This window comes from Streptococcus sp. GMD4S, assembly GCF_000296955.1.
Genome location: NZ_AJRE01000027.1, coordinates 1 through 584 on the forward strand (window position 1 = coordinate 1; position 584 = coordinate 584).

Annotated in this window: 1 protein-coding gene and 1 pseudogene; both read right to left on the reverse strand. The window is 40.2% G+C overall.

Annotated elements, in window-relative coordinates:
- Positions 1 to 170, reverse strand: a pseudogene (locus GMD4S_RS00480) (VOC family protein); the annotation flags it as partial.
- A gap of 58 nt (positions 171 to 228) precedes the next feature.
- Positions 229 to 584, reverse strand: a 356-nt coding sequence (locus tag GMD4S_RS00485; RefSeq protein WP_000574557.1) for a thiamine pyrophosphate-dependent enzyme, incomplete at its 5' end; no start/stop codon positions are given.

A 584-nucleotide genomic window follows, 5' to 3' on the forward strand; every position in this document is an offset into this window, starting at 1 on the left:
TCTTCCAAAGGAATCAAATGATTTTGGGACAACATCAGACAGTGACTGCCAATCGTAAACTGAGCAAAACTGTCATCAACATAATCGGGCTTTTTATCCAAAATACGCTCCAAGTCAGCACAGACTTGGGGAACATCTGAAACGATAATATCTAATTGATTTAAATTCATTTACTATCCTCCATAAAAAGACCGGATTGCTCCGATCTTTTTAAGTTCCACGAAGGAATTATTTAATTGCGCGTGATTGCAATCCTTCTTCTTCCAAGAAGAGGCGGAATGGTACGAGTTCTTCTGCTTCGTATTTTTCCTTGAAGTCTTTGATTGCTTCTTCTGAGTGAAGTTTTGGATCCAATTCAAGTACTTCTACTGGAAGTGGACGGTGTGGAGTGATGCGAGCATCGATCACAACAGTTTTACCTTCTTTGTTGAGTTTAACAGCTTCTGCAACAACTGCATCGATGTCTTCGATACGGTCAACTGTAAATCCTACAGCACCTTGAGCTTCAGCGATTTTCGCATAGTCAGCATTAGGGAAGTCACAACCAAACAAGTGTTTGTTTGTGTCTTCGTATTTGTCCTTGA